Consider the following 18,223-nt stretch of genomic DNA (forward strand, 5'->3'; position numbering starts at 1 on the left):
CCTTGGAGAGATGGCTATGTCCGCTGGAAAAGGCATCGTCTCGCTCATTGCAGAGCGGCAAGATCTGCACCAGTTTCGCAAGAAACATTGGGTTGGCTCATTTGAGGAATACCTGGACCTGGTCTCCCAGGATCCCAAAGTGACGCGAAATTCGTTTGAACGGGTGTACGACATGATTATGTCGTACGGGACCAGCACCTACGAAATGGCCCGCGAAAAGCGCGTCCATTACAATTTTTTTGACGATCCTGAGGAACAAGGGGCGGATGCCGTCTTTGGCCTGGATGAACCCTTGGGCGCGCTGGTCAATGCGTTTAAAAGCGCCGCGCAGGGTTATGGAATCGAAAAGCGCGTCTTGCTGCTGCACGGTCCAGTCGGCAGCAGCAAAAGCACCATCGCCCGCTTGCTCAAGCGCGGTTTGGAACGCTATTCGCAAAGCGATGATGGAGCGTTGTATTCGCTCGGCTGGGTGGATCTGGAAAATCGCAGTACGATTCACTGGTGTCCGATGCATGAGGAACCGCTGCATTTGGTGCCAGAGCGGTTTCGGCCCGATGTGGAACAAGGATTAAACGCCCAACATGCCGAAGGGGAATACCGGGCCAAGATTCGGGGCGAATTATGCCCCTATTGCCGGCACATTTATCATGAGCGGCTGAAATTGTATGACGGAGACTGGACGCGCGTGATCCAGGATGTGCGCGTGCGGCGCGTGATCCTGAGCGAAAAAGATCGGGTGGGGATTGGGACGTTCCAGCCCAAGGACGAGAAAAACCAGGATTCGACGGAGCTAACCGGGGACATCAATTATCGCAAGATCGCCGAATATGGCAGCGATAGCGATCCCCGGGCGTTTAATTTTGATGGTGAATTCAATGTGGCCAACCGCGGGATTATCGAGTTTGTCGAAGTCCTGAAATTGGACGTGGCGTTTTTGTACGATTTGCTGGGCGCTTCCCAAGAGCACAAGATTAAACCCAAAAAATTCGCGCAGACAGACATTGACGAGGTAATCCTGGGTCATACCAACGAGCCGGAATACCGCCGCCTGCAAAACAACGAATTCATGGAGGCGCTCCGCGACCGCACGGTCAAGATTGACATTCCCTACAACACCACGTTGGCGGATGAAATCAAGATTTACGAAAAGGACTACAATAGCCGCAAAGTGGCGGGCAAGCATATCGCCCCCCACACCATCGAAATGGCGGCGATGTGGGCGGTGTTAACCCGGCTGGAACAGCCCAAAAACGCCGGATTGACGCTGCTCCAAAAGCTTAAGTTGTATAACGGCAAAACGCTGCCAGGCTTTACCGAGGACAACATTAAGGAACTGCGCGAAGCGGCGATCAGCGAGGGGATGCTGGGAATTTCTCCGCGATATGTGCAGGATAAAATTTCCAATGCGCTGGTCGTCCATCCCGAGGCAAAATCCATCAATCCGTTCATGGTGCTCAATGAGCTGGAAAACGGCCTAAAACACCACAGCCTGATCACCCATGAAGAGACCAAACAGACCTACCGCGAGTTGATCAGCGTGGTGAAGCAGGAATACACCAACATTGTGAAAAACGAGGTGCAGCGGGCGATTGCCGCCGACGAGGACGCGCTGAAGCGGCTTTGTTCGAATTACATCGACAGCGTGCGGGCCTACACCCAACGGGAAAAAGTTCGCAATAAATTCACGGGCCAACTGGAAGAACCGGATGAACGGCTGATGCGCTCGATCGAGGACAAGATTGACATTCCCGACAGCCGCAAGGATGACTTCCGCCGCGAAATCATGAATTACATCGCCGCGTTATTAATGGATGGGCGGACATTTGATTACAAGTCGAACGAACGGTTGTACAAGGCGCTCGAACTGAAATTGTTTGAGGATCAAAAGGACACGATCAAGCTGACCAGTCTGGTCAGCAAGGTGGTGGATGCCGACACCCAGGCCAAGATTGACGTGGTCAAAACGCGATTGATCCGGGACTTTGGCTATGATGACGAAAGCGCGACCGACGTGCTGAATTACGTGGCCAGCATTTTTGCCCGGGGAGACGCTAAGTAAACAATGATGAATGAAGAATGAAGAATTTTGTGTGTTCCAAATTTTATATGTGACTAGGTGTTTCCCTGTTCCCCGTTCCCTGTTCCCTCCCCCCTATCCCCTACCCTGCCATGGTTCTCAATATTGACAACGATCAACGCCGGTTCAAGCAGATCGTCCAAGGGAAGGTCCGGGAGAACCTGCGCAAATACATCAACCATGGCGAGATGATCGGGCGCCAAGGGAAGGAATTTGTGAGTATTCCCCTGCCGCAACTGGATATCCCGCATTTTCGCTACGGAAAAAATGGTTCTGGTGGTGTTGGCCAGGGGGCGGGAGAAGTCGGCTCGCCGCTTGGACCAGGTAAGGATGGCGACGCCCCCGGACCCGCTGGTAGCGAACCGGGGGAACACATCTTGGAGGTGGAGTTATCGCTGGCGGAGTTGGCGCAAATTTTGGGGGACGAATTAGAGTTGCCCCGGATCGAGCCTAAGGGAAAAGCCAGCCTGGAACAAGAAAAAACCCGCTATACCAGCATCCGCCGGACGGGTCCGGAATCCCTACGCCATTTTAAACGGACGTATGTCCAGGCGTTGCGACGGCAAATTTCCACGAATACCTATGACTCGGGCAGCCCGCGGGTGATCCCCATTCGCGATGACAAACGTTACCGCGCGTGGCAGACCGTGCAATTGCCGGAAACCAACGCCGCCATCATTTACGCGATGGATGTTAGCGGCTCGATGACGGACGAACAAAAGCAAATCGTGCGGACCGAGGCGTTTTGGATTAACACCTGGCTGGCCAGCCAGTATGACGGCATCGTTCACCGCTATGTCATCCATGACGCCGTGGCCAAGGAAGTTGACGAGGAAACCTTTTACCGCACGCGTGAAAGCGGCGGCACGCGGATTAGCTCCGCCTACAAGGTTATCCATGAAATCATCCGCCAGGATTATCCCGCCAGCGATTGGAATACCTACGTCTTTCAATTTAGCGACGGCGATAATTGGGGAGAGGATAATGAAACCAGCATTCGTCTGTTGGGCCAGGAGATTTTGCCCCAGATCAATTTGTTTTGCTATGGCCAGGTCGAAAGCCCCTATGGCAGCGGCGAGTATATCAAGGCCCTGGCCAAGGTTTTTGGCAATTCCCATGAAAAACTGGTGCTTAGCGAGATCGAAAACCGGGAAGGCATTTTTGACAGCATCAAGGAATTTTTGGGCAAGGGGCGGTAATTTGCGACAAAAATGCAAGACAATTATGGTCGCAAATAAATAAAGAAAGGCAACAGTGAATGCGAGATTATCCATTTCAACTGTTCCAGTAATGATTTTGCAATTTTTGCGGCAATAACACATCAGTTGTGGCTTTTAACGGCTATATTATGACCAACCACCCATTTTCCCCGTTGCCGGATTATCTGGCCCAGGTGCAAACCCAGATCGAGGGTTATGCCGCTGGTCATGGGCTGGATTTTTTTCCCACGATTTTTGAGATGGTGGACGCGGACCAACTGCACGAGGTCGCCGCGTATGGCGGCTTTCCCAACCGCTATCCCCATTGGCGGTTTGGCATGGAGTACGAGCAACTGTGCAAAGGATACACCTACGGCCTGCAAAAAATCTATGAATTGGTCATTAACAATAATCCTTGCTATGCCTATCTGCTAAAGTCCAACGCCACCACCGACCAAAAGATGGTGATGGCCCACGTCTTTGGCCATTGCGATTTCTTTAAAAATAACTACTGGTTCAGCCAAACCAGCCGCAAAATGATGGATGAAATGGCCAACCACGCCAATCGCGTCCGTCGCTGCCAGGACCGCGTGGGCACAAGCGAAGTGGAAGAGTGGATCGATGCCTGTCTGAGCATCGAGGATTTAATTGACATTCACGCCCCGTTTATTAAGCGGCATTCCGATAAATCCCCTCCCCCCACCGTACGCGCCGAACCAGCGCCTGGCGATGCCGCGGAGGAAGAGTACCGCGCGGGACGATTTGCCGCCAAGGACTACATGGACCAGTACATTAATCCTCCGGAGGTTCTCAAAGCCGAGTCCGACCGCCTGCGCAACGAACGGGAAATGGATCGCAGCTTTCCGGAATCTCCGGTGCGGGACGTCATGGGATTTATTTTAGAGCATGCCCCGCTCAAGGGGTGGCAGGCGGAAATTTTGGGCATTATTCGGGATGAAGCTTATTATTTTAGCCCGCAGGCCCAGACCAAGATTATGAACGAGGGTTGGGCCAGTTATTGGCACAGCACGATCATGACGCAACAAGGGTTGGAACCGGCGGATATTATCAACTACGCCGACCATCATTCCGGGACAATGGCCAGCAGCCCGACGCGGTTGAATCCCTACAAGATCGGCATCGAACTTTTTCGGGATATCGAAGATCGCTGGAATCGGGGTCGCTTTGGCAAGGAATTTGACGAATGCGACGATTATGAGCGCAAACGCCGCTGGAATACCGAAACCAATCTCGGGCGGCAAAAAATCTTTGAAGTCCGCCGCGTGCATAACGATCTGACGTTTATCGATGAATTTTTGACGCTGGACTTTTGCCGCGAGCATAAATTGTTTTCCTTTGGCTATAACCAGGACCACGAAAATTACGAAATCGAGAGCCGGGAATTTCCTAAAATCAAAGAACGGCTGCTGTTCCAATTAACAAATTTAGGAAGGCCCATCATCCAGGTGCGCGACGGCAACTACCGCAACCGCGGGGAACTGTATCTCGAGCACAAACATTGCGGCGTGGATTTAAAAATTAGCTACGCCCGCGATACCTTGGCAAATCTAGAGCGGCTGTGGCGGCGGCCGGTCCACATCGAAACGATCATCGAGGATAAAGTGACCGTGTTTAGCTATGACGGCAAAGAACATTTGTCGGAGGCGGCATAATCGTCAACAAATTTACTCCCGCGCGAAAGCGCGGCGGTGCGAAGGCGGCAGCGAACAATCAGCCCGGGTCAGGATGGCCCGCGGCACGGTCAATGGGTAGTCCCCGGACTACTATTCGCCGTGTCAAAATATATGAGAAGGGAATGGCGGCTCGTCTCAATTAGCGGTGTGGCAACCGCGTGAACCCGGACAACACCAGGGTCATCCTGGATAACCCAGAGCTTAGGACAAGGTTCGCCTACTCTGTGAAATTATTCACTGGGCGGCGACCGGGGTTAAGCTTTTCCCTGGTGTGATTTCGCGCATAACCGCAAGTGGATATTTTACCGTTATCCGCGCCTGTTGTGCGTATGATGGAATTGAGGAGAGTCATTCAACGAGATTTTTGGCATCAATGTTGCAGCCTGTTCCTTCCCCCGGCCGATACAGACCTGTGAGGGCGGGCTGCCTTTCCTGGTAGGGGCGTCCCATGTTATTACGTCAATCCATTCAGAGTGAATTAGCCAGTTGGCTGTTGCCCCTGGCGTTTCCCCGGACACTCCAAGTGTCGGCGGGACCAGTGCGGTTCCAAGCGGAGCTGACGGCCGCCGATCAATTGGCGGTCGCGTTTCAAGATTTTTCCGTGACGCTGGATCGACTATCCCGCGCAAATCTGACGGAATTAAAGGCCGTGGCCGAGTCTCTCTCGCGCAAATTAACATATTTGCTAGAGCCAATCAGCCCCATCGAAGTCGACGCCGACCAATGTCTGGTGCAATTGCGGTCAGTCCCCCCCCAGCGCGATGAAAACGGTAGCACATATTACGAAATTTTAGTGCGACGAGGGGGCACGCTTTCCTTGGTAAGGTATCACAAAGCCAAGGATGCCCCCCGCGAGGTAATTCCCGCCCAAGTCACACGGGAAGTTTTTGCCCGGTTGGCGGAGGATTTTGCCAACGCGGCGCCATAACATGCCCTCCTATAAAAAGTTGATCCCTAGTTAGATTTTTGATCCCCGGATTTGTTCGGGGCTGGCGGTTTGGGGGCTTCCTTTGGCAGTTTGGGGATCAATCGCATCGTGACTGGCGTTCCCTTGGCGGGAATTTTTTCGGTCATGGCCTCAAACTGCAGGCCCACGTCGGCCATATCGGTGCTTTTAACCGGCAGGTCCAGCATCGCGCTGCTAAAATTTGACACGCAAATAAAATCGCCGGCATTGGCCAGATACGTCAGTTTGCCGGTCATTTCATCCTTCCAAAATCCGCTCCCTGCAAAGACCCAAGAGTGTTTCATGGGTTTGCCGGTGGCGGTGTCTTTGATCCATTCCTGGGCGCGGATTGTCTGGGTTTTTCCCTCGGAGTCTTTCCAGGAGAGTTCAATTTCGATTTCTGTGCCGCTGGCGGGGATATATTTGGGATCGTATTTGACAGTGTTACCGGGTTTGGCCCCCAGGGCGATCAAGGCGGCATGGACCGCCTCAGCGGAGGTGCGGGTCGTCAGGATTGATTCATGCTCTTTGGTTTTGCGCGGGCAGGCAAACATTTCCAGTTGTCCCCGCCGCAAGCAGACGTAACTTTCCAAAATGAGTTGCTTATTTTCTTTGTCAATCCAGACATCATAGTCTGGGTTCAACCGAATCAACGATTTGTCCCCCTTATCCGCCGCGGGTTTGTCCGGTATGGGGACCGCCTGGGCGTCGATGGGATCTTCCGGGGGTTCCCCATCTTGGGCCCGGACTAAAGCACTGGTCAATCCTGGCAAGAGCGCCAACCAACAAATTATCAACAACTGCGGCAGTTTCCGGGCGTAAAGAGGGGACGGCATACTGAAGTTTCCAATAAAGGGAAATTTTTGACAGGTCGAATGACGCTCATCCACCTGCATGTTAAGATAACCAATCCGCCTGAACACTCCAGAGCAAGTTGCGGAATTTCACTTTTTGGTTTTTCGCGGCCGTGACTCTGGCGGAGGCCAAATAATTCCTTTTGAACGGATGCAAGAGTACGCTGTTATGTCGCAGTCGGAAGTCAAAACCCGCAAACAAAAAGCCAAGTCCAACTCCACGGTAATGCTGGCCACGGAGACCGCCGTTAATCCCCAGACGGTGTCCATTAACATCCCCCGTCCCACGGTGGCCGAAATCGCCAATTGGCGAGAGAATCCGCTTTGGTCGGCAAATTGCCCCGGGGAACTAGCGGCCATTGACCCACAGTTGCCCCTGCGGCAGCTACATAAGCCCTGGCAAAAATACCTGGAAAAGCGGCGGCGCCCGGATCAGCTCGCACAGTTGCTGCCACGGGGTAAGCATGCCTTAACTTGGTGCCACAGTTCGCTAGCGCGGTCCCCTTTATCAGAATGGCTGCGGCAACTCGCCAATCAGCGTAAAATAGCCAAATATGACCAGGCCGAGCGTTCCCTGGCTCCTTTATGGCAATGGTTAGAGGAGGCGGGTGGCTCCCCGGCCATCGCGCCCAATATCACCATCCAGCCGTTGATAAGTCAGGCCGTGACGGCTTATACGGCCATCGAGTTTGCCTGGTCGCTGCCCAGGCTCTTGGGCGTTTTAGATGCCGAATTGTGGTGGCAGTGCCTGGCGGCGCTGGTCCGGCTAGCACGGGATGCCGCGGCCTTGCCGTTGGAAGCCGATCCCCTGGCCCAGCAACTCTGGGGAGCGGAGTTACCCCTGACACTTGGTTATTTGTTGGGAGAATTGGGCGAAATCCAGGCGCTTCGTCCCGCTGGGCGAGCCGCGGTTGAGCGGGCTTTTGATGAACTTTTGGACGGAGCGGGAATGCCCCATCAACGGCATTGGGCACATTTTCGACCTTTGGTTGCATGTTGGACCAGGCTGGTCGCGTTGCACCAGGCGGATATCGCCTGTCAGGGCGAGAGTGAAACAGCAGGCGGATTGGCTTTACTGCCCGATGCCGTAGTGGAAGAATACCCCCATGTTGTCCGGGAACTGCTGCGTACCACTCGCAGGGATGGCTCCTTGGTTTTGAGCGGGGATCCCGCTGTTGCGGGGTCTGGCCTCTCCGCCCCCCATCATTTGCAGAATGGCCATGCGGATCATGCGCTCCAGAGCGCGCCGGGTTCAGCTAAACAAAACGATAGACGGGGGGAGCGCGCTAGAGAGGATTTTGGTTTTGAGGACTTGTGTCGGGCGGCTCTGAGCCTGATTCCCGATCCGCGGGAACTACCGCGGCAGGCAAGTTCTTCGTCGGAGGGGGGAGGTGCACCAGAGAGTCCCGCCGCCACGCCAACGGCCAGCAACGTGGCTACTCCCAATTCCACCGCCCAGCGACAAACGTCCGAGGATGAACCCGAAGTCCCGCTCCCTCCCCATTGGCCCGCGGTGTATAGCGAATGGTCGCAAGTGGCGATTTTGCGTCCCACCTGGAAAAAACGCGATCCGCGCGTGGCGATAAAGTTTTTAGGGACAGAAGTCCATGCCGAATTGGCCTGCAGCCGGGATACAATTTGGAGCGGGGTATGGGATTTTTCGCTGGAGGCCGATGGGGAGCTGTTGCAGCCGACGGGCGAATGGCGCGAAGTCTGCTGGGTGAGTGACGCCGACGTGGATTATTTGGAAATTGAGATACCGTTTCCCGGTCAAGTCAAAGTCCAACGTCAGATCGCGCTAGCGCGGAAAGATCGTTTTTTGTTTACCGCCGACGCGGTCATCGGCACGGAGCCTCGCCACTGGCAGTACCGCCAAAAGTTTTTTTTGGATGCGGGTATATCCGCGACGCGTCCTCCCGAAACGCGGGAAATCATGCTTTCCGGGCGTAAACCCCGCGCGGTCGTGCTCCCCCTGGCATTGTCCGAGTGGCAATCGGAGAAGCGCGGAGGAGCGCTTGTCGAACATAGCGGCGCGCTGGAGCTGATGGGCACGGGCTATGGCGGCAGCCTGTTTGTGCCGGCTTGGTGGCATTTGGATTGTCTTGCCACCCCCCAAAAGCAACTGGCGGTACCGGTTACTTGGCGGCAACTCACCGTCGCCGAAACACGCAAAATTTGCCCCGCTGATGTGGCGGCGGGCTACCGCGTCCAAATTGGCCAACGGCAATGGCTGGTCTATCGCAGTTTGGGGCGCGTGGCAAATCGGACTTTGCTGGGACATAACCTGAGCAGCGATTTTTTGATCGCCCGCTTTAGCAAAAAAGGCGAAGTCGCCAGCGTTATCGAGGTCGAATAGTTCCGGCCATGCCGCGCACCATCGCCGAAAACTTGGCCGAGATTCACGCCCGGATGGCTGAGGCGGCCTTGCGCGGAGGTAGGCCCCCGTCGGCTGTGCGATTGGTCGCCGTTACTAAATACGCGCCGTTGGAGGCCATCGAGGAGTTGTTGGCGGCTGGCTGCCGCGACCTGGGCGAAAGCCGCCCGCAAAGCCTGTGGGAGCGGGCGCCGCTCTTTCAGGACACATCCCCACCGCCAAATTGGCATTTCATCGGCCAATTACAAACCAATAAAATTGAGCGCACGCTACCACTGGTCTCCCTTGTGCATTCCTTGGATCGCTGGAAATTGGCCGAAGCCCTGCAAGCCGCCGCGGCCCGGCAGGGACGAATTTGCCAGGCACTCATCGAAGTCCGCTTGAGCGATGACCCGGCCAAGCATGGGTTTTGGCCGGAGGAATTGCCCGCATTACTCCCGCGCTTGGCCAACTTACCTCATCTACAAATTCGCGGGTTAATGGGCATGTCCGGAGTGAATAGCACGGAGGCGGAAATCCGCCGTCAATTTTTGGGGCTGGCCGACTTGCGGGAAATCTTGCAACTCACCGCGCCAAAAAATATCCAATTAGCCGAGCTATCGCTAGGCATGACCGACGATTATGAAATTGGCATTGAATGCGGCGCTACCCTGGTGCGGATAGGCTCGGGGCTGTTCGCAGGAACCACCCATGCCCCTCGCGAATAGATAAATCCATTATCAGCTCAAAAGTATCCCATGGCATTACCGGACATCGAAGAAACGGCCGCGGGCTTGATTCTACGGGTCAAGGCCCAACCCCGCGGCCGGGCGAACGAAATACGTGGCGTGCACGCGGGGGAATTGCGGGTGTGCGTGACGGCCGTGCCCGAAAAGGGAGAGGCCAATCGGGCAATTCGGGAACTTTTGTGCGAGCGATTGGGATTGGCCCAGCGGCAATTGGATTTAATCGCGGGCGACACCGCCAACCATAAAAAGTTTTTGATCACCGGGGTGGGGCTAACGGATCTGCGTGATAAATTGCGGACAGAATTAACCTAGTGCTGTGTCATAGTTAAAGATTCGAGTTAGGCAAATCAGCCGCTGCGCGTTGGCCCACGGTTTTTGCCGCTCCAACCGTGGGCGAGCGCTCTACAGCCCATCCGAAAACGAATCGTTGACAAAGGACTAGCGCAACCGGGAGAAAATAATCCCTCATCTAACCATCAAAGCGGATATCCAGAATTTTAAAATTCAGCATCCCTTTGGGAACAGAGATTTCCACTTTTTCCCCGATCTTGCGCCCCAAGAAACCCTGGGCGAGGGGGCTGGTGACCAGGATCTTGCCCGTGTCCAAATCTTCCTCCCCCGCGCCAACCAGCGTGAATTCTTCTTCGTCGTCAAAATCCAAATCCTTGACGCGGATCGTGCAGCCAAAGGAAACTTCATCCTTGGGCAATTTGCTGGTATCGATTATTTGCGCGCGGCTCAGTTTATCGCTTAGGAGGTTGATTTTGGCCTGCAACATACCCTGGGTTTCGCGCGCGCCATGGTATTCGGCGTTTTCGCTCAGGTCCCCTTCGCTACGGGCGGCGGCAATCCGCGCGGCGGCCTTGGGCATTTCGACGTTATTGAGGTGATCCAATTCGGCCTTGAGCTTTTCGTAGCCGGACTTGGTCATGGGGACGGAATCCGTCATGGCACTCACTCCTCTGGCAATCAGCAATCAGGTGAGGTAGGTCGGTATTATCGCGACTTTTCTAAACTGTGCTATAAGGAAACAAGGTAGCGCAAAAAAACACGGCCTCCGCAAAACAGGGGAGACCGAACAGTCTATATTTTGGCGGTTGGAGGCGGGATTGTAAAGATAGCCCCCCTCCCCGTGAAGGTCGCCCCCGCCTTTATCAGCCAGGTACATTCAAGAATTTTCCCCTTTACGGGATACAACTCGCCGGAAGACCACCCGGCGGAAAGCATGAATGGCAGCAATTTAGCCCGCGGCCAAACAGGCTGCTAGCTGTTTTTTTTGAGGCTGCGTCCCCGATCCTCCGGCAAGTACAGCATCCGCCCGCAGGATTTGCAAAAGACAACTTTATTTAACAGCAAACTGTTCATGACATTCGCTGTTTGCTGCTGAAAGCATCCCGAGCAACTATCGTTTTCGATTTGGGCCAGGGCATCGGCCCCCTTGGAATGGACAATGCGATGATACGGATCGCGGTATTCCTCGGGCAGCGTGGCTTCCGCGGTTTTCAGGTTGGCGTCCACCCGCTGATACTCCGCCTGGAGACCCGGTTCTTGTTCTTTTACCAGTGATTCCACCTTGGCCAGTTCTTCTTTGGCCTTGACGATATTTTGCTCGGATTCGCCGACCAACCGTTTATGGGTGTCAATTTTCTCCAAGATTTCCAAAATTTCGTCCTGCAGCACGCTGTTGGCCATTTCACTGGCGGCGATCTGGTCCTTTAATGCCTGGTACTCGCGCGTGGATTGGGCGGCGTTAAACTTTTTATTTAAATCCAAAATCTTGGCTTCGCCGCTTTTTAGCTGCAGTTGCTTTTGGTCCGCGGCGATGCGGGAGGCTTGTAATTCGTGCTTGGCCTGTTGCAATTTTTGCTCGGCGGACACGACATTGGCTTGGCGGGCGCGGATCTGCTTTGGTCCCCGTTCCAGCCGCTCGCGCAAATCCGACAACTGCTGATGGATGCGGTGCAGTTCGTTCAGGACCGAGATTTGAAAGCTCATAGTGCAAAACTCCGGCAAGGACAGATATCTGTACTGTACCGGATTTCACCCTAAAAGGCGAGTCGGGCGACAAAAACCTGTGATTCCCTCAAGCTTTCCGGCTGCGGTGATCCCCCAGTAAAATTGGGCCGCGCGCGGAATTAACCCACGCGCGACCCCAAAAAATCACAGGCCATCGCCATTAGGCCGCTTCTTCCAGGGGCAGGCTTAACTCTTCGGCGCGGGGGCCAGGGGAAAAATCCTGCTCCACCAGACCCGCGTCCAGCGCCAGCGGCAAATGCTTGACAAACCCCTCGAGTTGTTTACAACGCACGGGATGCTGCAACTTCTTGACCGCCTTCGCTTCGATTTGCCGCACGCGTTCGCGCGTAACGCGAAAGATGCGGCCGACTTCTTCCAATGTATAAGAGTAACCATCCACCAGGCCGTAGCGCAGGCGGATGATTTCCCGCTCGCGAAAGGTTAGCGTCTTGAGCAGGCCGTCAATTTGTTGGCGCAACACGCTGTTATTGGCCAAGAGCGATGGCGACTGCGTTCCCTGATCTTCGATAAATTCCCCAAAGCTGCTGTCTTCGCTCTCGCCCACGGGCCGGTCCAGGCTGACGGGGCTGCGGCCAATATTGAGGACGCGGTAGGTTTCTTCCACGCTGATTTCCGCGGCTGCGGCGATCTCCTCGGTGGTTGGTTCCCGTTTTAACCGCTGTTGAAGCATTTTTGCGGTGTTCCGCAATTTACTAAGCACGTCGATCATGTGCACGGGAATGCGGATGGTACGGGCCTGATCGGCAATGGCCCGCGTGATGGCCTGGCGAATCCACCAGGTGGCATAGGTGCTGAATTTGTAGCCGCGACGGTATTCGTACTTATCCACTGCCCGCATCAGACCGGTGTTTCCTTCTTGAATCAGGTCTAAAAATGACAACCCGCGATTGCGGTATTTTTTGGCAATGCTGACCACCAGCCGCAAATTTCCCTGGGAGAGCGCCCGTTTGGCATTTTCGTAATCGGCAAACTGCTTTTGCAGCGCGGCGCGGCGATTGCGCAGCGAACGGGGTGATTCCTGGGTCAAGCACATCAAATGGTGCAGTTCCTTGCGCAATAGGCTCAATTGATTGCGCAACAGCGGATTGCCGTGCCAATTTTTGATCCGGTCGCGCAGATAATCCATCCGCCGCGAGATTTCGTCCAATTGCTTGACCAGCGGCTGCACGCGGCGGGTCCGCAGGCTTAATTCCTCGACCAGCGTCAGGGTTTTGCGGCGGCGGCGCAAAAACTGCTTGCGGGCTTCTTGTTTTTCCGCGCGGGAAGTGCTCTTGCGCAACTGCTTATTAAAGTCCTGGCGATTGGCCGCCAACAACTTTTTTAGCGTTTGCAGGTTGTGCGGCATGCGGGCCTGGATTTGTTCCTTGGTCAGTTGCTCGGTCAAGGAAACCTTAATCGTGCGGTCAAAGGGAAGCTTTCCCTGGTGGACTTTTTCCAGGGTCTCCACGGTCGCCAACAAGGCGTAATTGCACGACAGTACCGATCGGCGAAACCGCTTGCGGGTGACTTCGATCGTCTTGGCCAGGGAAATTTCTTGATCCCGCGTGAGCAGCGGGATGTCCGCCATCTGGGCCAGATACATGCGAATGGGATCATCGCCCGGTTTGGGACCTTTATCCCGGGGAAGGCGCGGCAGAGGTTCCATTTCCGCCACGGGGAGCGATTTTTGCGGCTGGGTGGGATCATCCGTGACCAGATTGATGCCCAACTCTTCCAGCGAAATCAGCAGATTGTCCAGCTTTTCGGGGGTGACGGCCTCGTCGGGCAGGTATTCGTTGACCTGATCATAGGTCAAAAAACCTTGTGCCTTGGCGCGGCCGATCAACGCCTGCAGATCATGATCCACATTGCTCATCACAAAACCCTCCTTGGTTGGTCGCCAGATGACTAACCGTGGTTAGCACGCCTGGCAAAAATTTGACCATGTTGCATCCTGACAACATGGGGTGGGCCTTTTATCCGGTAATGCACGGGAGCACCCGGACAAACGCCGCAACAATCCGTACTAACTGGTTCCTGGTTGGGTATAACCCCGTTTCACGCGTTCTTGCTCCAGCAAGTCGCGTAAAATCGCCAACTGTCCCTCTTCCTGGCCGGCATCCACTCGCAATTGCTGCTCCCGCGCTCGTTGGGCCGCGTCAATGCGGTCTTGTTCAAAGCGGGACAACACCGCGTATAACCGCTGCTCGTGCGGCAGCGTCGCCCTGCGGCTTTGGGAACGTTCATCCAGATCGATCAGCAGATTCTTTAACCGCTCATCCCGGCAGGAAGAAAGCAATTGGCCAAAGTCGGGCGTTAAACCGGCGGCAAACGCCTGGAGCAGCAGGCCATAAACCTCGCGCGAGGTGGGATTGCCCAGTTCGGACAAACCGACATGCCGGGCCGCCAGTTCCAGGGCCGCTGGTTTTTCCAGCAATAATTCCAAAAACTCTAGGTCGCGCGACAACCACTCCCGCAGGGGGACCAGGGGGGATGTGTCGAGGAGCGCGGTATTTTGCGGGTCGAGGGTTGCGGAGGGAGTCGCCGTCGGATTTTTTGACGCATGTTGGCGGCGCAACTGTTGCAACCGATCGCGCAACTGCTCATCATGCACGCCAAAAGTCTTGGACAATTGGGTCAAAATCGCCGCTTCCCGCAGGGCGTTATCCTTGTGCAGGGCGTTAAGTCCCGGCGCGCGGGCAATCACCGACAGCAACTTTTCCACCGCCGCCGTGGCGCCGTGAATATCATTTTGCCAGTCAATTCCCGCGGTAAATTGTCGCAAGGCGTGTTCAAACGCATCAGGCGCGGACTGCAAGGCCGTGGCAAACGCATTGGCCCCATGCTCGATCAAAAAGTCGCACGGGTCTTGTTGATTGGGCAGGGTCAACACCCGCAAATCGATCGGTTCGCTGATAAACAGCTCCAGCACCTCATTGGTCCGCTTTTGACCGGCGGCGTCTCCATCCAGCATGAGCACCACCCGCTCGCAGTACCGCCGCAACAACCGCAAGTGATCCGCCCCCAAGGCCGTCCCCAGGACCGCCACGCAATTTTCGATGCCAAACTGCCACGCCATCAGACAGTCGGTATAACCCTCCATCACAATCGCCGTGCCGGTCTTGGTAATGGCGTCCTTGGCCACATCCAGCCCGTACAACGTCTTATGTTTGGAGAATAACGCCGTCTCGCGGGTGTTGATGTATTTACCCCCGGCCTTTTCCGCAAATTGTGGCAAGACCCGCCCCCCAAAGGCGATCGTCCGTCCCTGCGCGTCATGAATGGGAAACAACACCCGCCCGCGAAAAAAATCGTAGTGCCCGTGGGAGCCTTCGCGACGATTGGCCAGCCCGGTTTTTTCCAGCATCTCCGCCGACCAGCCGCTCCGTTCGGCACGTTTGATCAGCCAATCCCAACTGTCGGGAGAGTACCCCAGGTGAAACTTTTCCACCGTTTGTTCGGTCAGGCCCCGTTCGTCCAGATAGTGGCGGGCGGTTTCCCCCTCGGCGGTGTCCTGCAAAAAGCGATGAAACTGATCCTCCGCCCAAGCCATCAGTTGCAGCCAGCGTTTGCGTGAATCATCGGGGTTGGCCGGGCCGGGGCGATTGTCCAGCTTGACCCCCGCCCGTTCCGCCAGTAGTTCCAATGCTTCCCGAAATTCCAGGTTTTCGATCCGCATGACAAAGCTAAAGATATCTCCCCCGATGTCGCAGACCCAGCATTTGAACGATTGGCGCGTGGGATTGACCTGCAGGCTGGGGCGAGAGTCGTTATGCCAGGGGCAGAGGGCCTTAAATCCGCGTCCTTCGCGCCGCAAAGGCAAATACGAGCCAACCAAATCGACAATGTCGATGGCCTGGCGAATTTGATCTTTGGCGTCGAGGGGAAGCATCGGATTCCACCGAGTCGAAAGTAAGGGCCGAATGAAAAGCTACAAAACCAGTCCCATTTCCTGTTTTACCAAATGTGTCAAGTTGTGCGGAAATTTTTGTAAAAATTGCCCTTGCGACGTTTCAGGGTCGGGGCAATATAAAACTCCCCGGGAAATGAGTCAATCTCAGTCGCGAAGGATTGCAAGGGTGGCTAACTGCTTGTGCTGTATGGTGATAAGTGAAATGCCCCGTGTCGCCAAAAAAGATTTCCGCAACTTTTTTAAAGCTAGCAAAGACATCCCCTGCGGGGATTCATAATTCATGGCCCCTTCTGGTAAAATAGGGACGACCGGCCCCGAATCGTCCCTTTGACATTCCTGTTTTTTTACATAGAAAGCTTTGCGTGACTCACCCTACCGCCGATGACGTTACCACCCAGCCCAGCGAGGGGTGGCACTGCCTGCATCTGTTTTACCGTTGGGACCGCGCGGCGTTGCGGCAACTGAGTGGCGCGGAACTAGCCGCGGGTTCGCGGGAATTTTGCCAGATTTTGGATCCCGCCGGGCCGCATGCGCCGCTGCGGTTGCAAACGGGCATCACCACCGGGCACAAGGCGGACTGGGGGATCGTTGCCTTGGATCCGGACCCGCTGAAGCTGGACGCCATCAAAAACCGCCTGGCACGCAGTCCCCTGGGGCACTGCCTGCAAGCGGTTTATTCGTATGTGTCGCTAACGGAAGTCTCCGAATATGTCCCCACGGTGGAACAATACGCCGAGCGGCTGGTGGCGGAAGGAGAAACCGCCGGCAGCCCCGCCTACAACGCCAAGGTAAAGGCCTACGAAAGTCGCGAGGGAATGATGCGGCAGCAACGCCTGCAGCCCGATCTACCTCCCTGGACCAATGTCTGTTTTTATCCCATGAACAAATGGCGCGTGCCGGGGGCCAACTGGTACACCCTCCCTTTTGCCGAACGGGCCAAGCTGATGGCCGAGCATGGGCGGTCGGGGATGGCCTTTGGCGGCAAGGTGACGCAGCTTATCACGGTAGGCATTGGCCTGGATGATTGGGAATGGGGCGTCACCCTTTGGGCCCGCAATCCGGAATTTTTAAAGCACATTGTGTATAAAATGCGGTTCGACGAAGCGAGTGCCAAATACGCCGAATTTGGGCCGTTTTATACGCTGTATCTGGCGCCGCCGGAAAAGATTTGGGAGCACGGCTGTGGCGGCGAGAGGTAGAGGGTGTAGGAGGCGACTCCGTCGCCGAATGCCGCACAAAGCCGCCGATGGTAATGGAGACGGGAGATGAGAGTCGGGAGACGGGAGACGAGAGACGCTGATTAGCCGCGACGCGCAGCGGAGCGCGGACCTGCGGGACCGGAAAATACATTAGTCACGGAGTAAAGGAGGAGTCACCGAGAGGCACGGAGAAGATTTGTAGGAGGCGACTCCGTCGCCGAATGCCTTACAAAGCCGCCGATGGTATCGGCGGTGGCATTGGGAAGAAGTAGGTCCCGTCCGCCGGACGGGACACACGCATAGGTAACAAACCCGCCGATGGTAATGGAGACGGGAGACGAGAGGCAAGAGACGCTGTTTAGCCGCGACGCGGAGCGGAGCGCGTGGCTGTGGCACCGAATAATACAATTATCACGGAGTAACGGAGCAGCCACCGAGGGGCACGGAGAAGATCTGTAGGAGGCGTCTCTGACGCCGAACTGGAATTTGGTTTTTGGTGTCTGGTTTTTGATTTTGCTGCATATCATCCCGCAGGGATCACAGCCCATAGCGAGTGGTTGAGCGCAGCGATACCACCGGAAAGCGAAACATTTGATGCACTAATCATCCTAAAAGGATGACAGCAGGTTGGCGTAAACATATATTGCTTAACAGCAATCTTATACGCTTTCCAGCTAAATGTAGCGCAGCTAGCATTTTGTGTGGGCACCCAGCATAGATCGGTTATTCCGGATGACACAACCGCGTTGCGGTAGGAATTTTTGCTTGCGTATACCCTGGGTAGCCGCTGCGCGGCAACCCAGGGCTGAGTTTCTTAACCGCGTTGCGGTAGTTGGGTACCGCGAAGCGGTTCTGGATCATAGCCCACGGGTTGGAGCGCAGCGAACAACCCTGGGTAATAGGGCAACACCAACGACCCCTACTCCAACGGAGTTGCGTATTCTCTTGGTAGAATGGGTAATAACCGCGCTATGTTTACTTGCGATTGGTATTACAAACAAACCATCAACCCTATGATACGTCTTGGAGCAAATGGATCAGCAAATAATGCACAAAACAACAGAATTGTACCCCCGATCATAAGAGCGTGTCTTCAAATAAAGTATTTCCTATCGAGTCGTTTGAGCATGAGTGCGATCATGGAGATGTAAATCATGCTTTCACTGGATTCGGTATTTCGTTCGTAATCTCGACTGTGTCTGCGGCAGCGCATCAGCCAAGCG

At 55.1% G+C, this 18,223-nt stretch carries 14 protein-coding genes; 8 read left to right on the forward strand and 6 right to left on the reverse strand.

From position 1 onward, the window contains the following. Positions 1-16 precede the first annotated feature (16 nt). The 4 genes from SFX18_18705 (at position 17) to SFX18_18720 (ending at position 5,898) form a co-directional block, all read left to right on the forward strand. Entirely contained in the window at positions 17-2,059 is a 2,043-nt protein-coding gene (locus SFX18_18705; protein ID MDX1965182.1) for a serine protein kinase, read from the forward strand. 110 nt (positions 2,060-2,169) lie between these two features. Continuing rightward, positions 2,170-3,276, forward strand: coding sequence for a DUF444 family protein (locus tag SFX18_18710; GenBank protein ID MDX1965183.1), 1,107 nt, complete (start codon positions 2,170-2,172; stop codon positions 3,274-3,276). Between the two features lie 149 nt (positions 3,277-3,425). Next, entirely contained in the window at positions 3,426-4,949 is a 1,524-nt protein-coding gene (locus SFX18_18715; GenBank protein ID MDX1965184.1) for a SpoVR family protein, read from the forward strand. Positions 4,950-5,418: 469 nt separating this feature from the next. Further along, on the forward strand, positions 5,419-5,898 hold the full coding sequence (locus tag SFX18_18720; protein MDX1965185.1) for a hypothetical protein: 480 nt from the start codon (positions 5,419-5,421) through the stop codon (positions 5,896-5,898). Between the two features lie 26 nt (positions 5,899-5,924). On the opposite strand, the gene SFX18_18725 is transcribed toward SFX18_18720, so the two are convergent. Continuing rightward, positions 5,925-6,752, reverse strand: coding sequence for a YdjY domain-containing protein (locus SFX18_18725; GenBank protein MDX1965186.1), 828 nt, complete (start codon positions 6,750-6,752; stop codon positions 5,925-5,927). A 187-nt stretch (positions 6,753-6,939) separates the two neighbouring features. On the opposite strand from SFX18_18725, the gene SFX18_18730 reads away from it, so the two are divergent. The 3 genes from SFX18_18730 to SFX18_18740 are packed head-to-tail and all read left to right on the forward strand — an operon-like array spanning position 6,940 to position 10,184. After that, the gene (locus SFX18_18730) at positions 6,940-9,126 is read left to right on the forward strand and encodes a hypothetical protein (GenBank protein MDX1965187.1); all 2,187 of its coding nucleotides are present in this window, start codon (positions 6,940-6,942) and stop codon (positions 9,124-9,126) included. Positions 9,127-9,134: 8 nt separating this feature from the next. Next, positions 9,135-9,851: a YggS family pyridoxal phosphate-dependent enzyme gene (locus tag SFX18_18735; protein ID MDX1965188.1), complete on the forward strand. Its 717-nt coding sequence runs from the start codon at positions 9,135-9,137 to the stop codon at positions 9,849-9,851. A 30-nt stretch (positions 9,852-9,881) separates the two neighbouring features. Further along, entirely contained in the window at positions 9,882-10,184 is a 303-nt protein-coding gene (locus tag SFX18_18740; GenBank protein MDX1965189.1) for a DUF167 domain-containing protein, read from the forward strand. A 157-nt stretch (positions 10,185-10,341) separates the two neighbouring features. Here SFX18_18740 and greA read toward each other — a convergent pair whose 3' ends face one another. The 4 genes from greA to dnaG all read right to left on the reverse strand — a co-directional run bounded on the left by greA (position 10,342) and on the right by dnaG (position 15,780). Then, positions 10,342-10,821, reverse strand: a complete 480-nt coding sequence (greA, locus tag SFX18_18745; GenBank protein ID MDX1965190.1) for a transcription elongation factor GreA — start codon at positions 10,819-10,821, stop codon at positions 10,342-10,344. A gap of 314 nt (positions 10,822-11,135) precedes the next feature. Continuing rightward, on the reverse strand, positions 11,136-11,867 hold the full coding sequence (locus SFX18_18750; GenBank protein MDX1965191.1) for a phospholipase: 732 nt from the start codon (positions 11,865-11,867) through the stop codon (positions 11,136-11,138). A gap of 181 nt (positions 11,868-12,048) precedes the next feature. Further along, positions 12,049-13,764, reverse strand: coding sequence for a sigma-70 family RNA polymerase sigma factor (locus tag SFX18_18755; GenBank protein MDX1965192.1), 1,716 nt, complete (start codon positions 13,762-13,764; stop codon positions 12,049-12,051). A gap of 150 nt (positions 13,765-13,914) precedes the next feature. Beyond that, positions 13,915-15,780 carry a DNA primase gene (gene dnaG, locus SFX18_18760; protein ID MDX1965193.1) on the reverse strand — a complete coding sequence of 622 codons (1,866 nt, stop codon included), beginning with the start codon at positions 15,778-15,780 and terminating at the stop codon, positions 13,915-13,917. Positions 15,781-16,163: 383 nt separating this feature from the next. On the opposite strand from dnaG, the gene hemQ reads away from it, so the two are divergent. Further along, complete coding sequence (gene hemQ / locus SFX18_18765) at positions 16,164-17,000, forward strand: hydrogen peroxide-dependent heme synthase (protein ID MDX1965194.1); 837 nt, start codon at positions 16,164-16,166, stop codon at positions 16,998-17,000. A 1,093-nt stretch (positions 17,001-18,093) separates the two neighbouring features. Here the strand turns inward: hemQ and SFX18_18770 are convergent. Next, a partial coding sequence (locus SFX18_18770) for an IS5/IS1182 family transposase (GenBank protein ID MDX1965195.1) occupies positions 18,094-18,223 on the reverse strand: 130 nt, incomplete at its 5' end.

The sequence above is a fragment of the Pirellulales bacterium genome (assembly GCA_033762255.1).
Lineage (GTDB): Bacteria > Planctomycetota > Planctomycetia > Pirellulales > JALHPA01 > JANRLT01.

Bases quoted from the DNA above. Each gene is read 5' to 3' on its own strand.
- dnaG (MDX1965193.1), bottom strand. From the start codon at position 15,780: ATGCTTCCCCTCGACGCCAAAGATCAAATTCGCCAGGCCATCGACATT.
- SFX18_18730 (MDX1965187.1), top strand. From the start codon at position 6,940: ATGTCGCAGTCGGAAGTCAAAACCCGCAAACAAAAAGCCAAGTCCAAC.
- SFX18_18705 (MDX1965182.1), top strand. From the start codon at position 17: ATGTCCGCTGGAAAAGGCATCGTCTCGCTCATTGCAGAGCGGCAAGAT.
- greA (MDX1965190.1), bottom strand. From the start codon at position 10,821: ATGACGGATTCCGTCCCCATGACCAAGTCCGGCTACGAAAAGCTCAAG.
- SFX18_18740 (MDX1965189.1), top strand. From the start codon at position 9,882: ATGGCATTACCGGACATCGAAGAAACGGCCGCGGGCTTGATTCTACGG.
- SFX18_18725 (MDX1965186.1), bottom strand. From the start codon at position 6,752: ATGCCGTCCCCTCTTTACGCCCGGAAACTGCCGCAGTTGTTGATAATT.
- SFX18_18735 (MDX1965188.1), top strand. From the start codon at position 9,135: ATGCCGCGCACCATCGCCGAAAACTTGGCCGAGATTCACGCCCGGATG.
- SFX18_18755 (MDX1965192.1), bottom strand. From the start codon at position 13,764: ATGAGCAATGTGGATCATGATCTGCAGGCGTTGATCGGCCGCGCCAAG.
- SFX18_18750 (MDX1965191.1), bottom strand. From the start codon at position 11,867: ATGAGCTTTCAAATCTCGGTCCTGAACGAACTGCACCGCATCCATCAG.
- SFX18_18710 (MDX1965183.1), top strand. From the start codon at position 2,170: ATGGTTCTCAATATTGACAACGATCAACGCCGGTTCAAGCAGATCGTC.
- SFX18_18715 (MDX1965184.1), top strand. From the start codon at position 3,426: ATGACCAACCACCCATTTTCCCCGTTGCCGGATTATCTGGCCCAGGTG.
- SFX18_18720 (MDX1965185.1), top strand. From the start codon at position 5,419: ATGTTATTACGTCAATCCATTCAGAGTGAATTAGCCAGTTGGCTGTTG.